Origin of the sequence: Micromonospora sp. NPDC049089, from assembly GCF_040648775.1 — a bacterium.
Taxonomy (GTDB): Bacteria; Actinomycetota; Actinomycetes; order Mycobacteriales; family Micromonosporaceae; genus Micromonospora.
In genome coordinates, this window is record NZ_JBEZEH010000398.1 from 1 (window position 1) to 1,561 (window position 1,561).

Annotated in this window: 1 protein-coding gene; it reads right to left on the reverse strand. The window is 68.5% G+C overall.

Translation table 11 applies throughout. The features are described 5' to 3' along the window. Positions 1-97: 97 nt before the first annotated feature. Positions 98-1,447: an extracellular solute-binding protein gene (locus AB0B48_RS33070; RefSeq protein WP_357208579.1), complete on the reverse strand. Its 1,350-nt coding sequence runs from the start codon at positions 1,445-1,447 to the stop codon at positions 98-100. Positions 1,448-1,561: the final 114 nt, after the last annotated feature.

Sequence of the window (1,561 nt, forward strand, 5' to 3'; positions counted from 1 at the left end):
GCGTGGGCCCGCACGGATCCGGGGCCGCGTCGGGTCGGGTCGGGCGCCGTGGTCAACGCCACGAACAGCTCCTCTCCTCGCCTCGCCTCGCGGGCGGTCAGGCGATGGCGGACTTGCACGCCTCGATGAACTGGGCGGCGGCCTCGGCGGGGGTGGCCCGGCCGTACTGCGCGTTCTCGGCGGCCTTGATCAGCTCGGACTTCACCTTGCTGTGGCCCTTGATCGGCACCTGTGGCGACTCGCCGAACTTCTGGGTCAGCTCCGCCTCGACGGCGATGGACTGCTTCATGGCCGGGTCGGTGGTGTCGTCGCTGACGACCCGGCGCAGGTCCAGGTTGGACGGCAGACCACGGTCGGTGCCGAGCAACTTGACCGCTTCGACGTCGTTGTTCAGGAAGTTGATCACGTCGACGGCGACGTCCTTGTTCTTGCTGCCCTTGAACACCGACCAGTACATCGAGGCACGGGCCCACTGCGCGCTCGGGTCACCGGGGTAGGCGATCACGCCCAGTTCGTCCTTGGTGTTCTTCTTCAGGTCCGGCATCTGGTTGGCCCAGACCCAGGAGGTCGCCGACTTGCCGGTGACCACCAACTGCTTGGTGACGTCGCTGGAGTTGCCCTCGTGGATGACGTCGGCGCTCGGGGTGGCCTTGCGGTCCCGGGCGCCCTTCCACAGGTCGAACCACTTGGTTACGTCCTCGGCCGTGAAGCCCAGCTCCTTGCCCTTGTAGAGGTCCTTGCCCTGTTGGCGCAGCCAGACCCAGAACGCCTTGTAGTCGGCGCTCGGGTCCTGGGTGCCGGGCACCTTGGTCTTCGCGGTGACCTGCTCGGCCCAGGCGATGTGCTGCTCCCAGCTCATGCCGGTGGTCGGCTCGGGCAGGTTGTGCTTGGTCAGCAGCGTCTTGTTGTAGACCAGACCCTGGGTGTTCTCCCCGGCTGCCAGGCCGGCGAGCTTGCCGTCGACGACGCCGTACTTCCACAGGCTCTCGGGGAACTTGGAGGTGTCCAGCTTCCCGGACTCCTGGTAGGAGGTCAGGTCGAGCGTGGTGTTGCGGGCCGCGTACTCGGCGAGGTAGTTGTCGTCGATCTGGAACAGGTCCGGCGGATTGCCGCCGGCGGTGAGGGTGGCCAGCTTGTCGAAGTAGCCCTGGTTGGCCTGCCAGGTCTTCTCGAAGGTCACGTTCGGGTGCTTCTTGGTGTAGAGCGCCAGCGCGTCCTCGGTCAGCTTGGCCCGGGCGTCGCCGCCCCACCAGAAGATCGAGAGCTTCACCGGCGCGTTCGGGTCGGCGGCGCCGCCGCCGTCGTCTCCGCAGGCGGCAGCGCCGAACATCAGCGGTGCGGCGACCGTCACGGCGAGCAGGCCACGCAGCAGGTGCCGCCGGGGCAGCGGGGTACGGTGGGCGCGCCCGACGGACGCGTCAGTGGTGGGGGGCGTTGCGGGGTGCATGTGCGCTCACTCCTCGGCATTAGGAGGCGGCGGTGGCCGGCGGCTGCGTCTCCGCGTACTGGGGCAGTCTCTTCGTGGGCCGGGTCGTGCAGGGTCTGGTGGCCGAGCGCCTGG

Coding starts and splice junctions, on each gene's coding strand:
- AB0B48_RS33070 (WP_357208579.1), bottom strand. CDS start 1,447: ATGCACCCCGCAACGCCCCCCACCACTGACGCGTCCGTCGGGCGCGCC.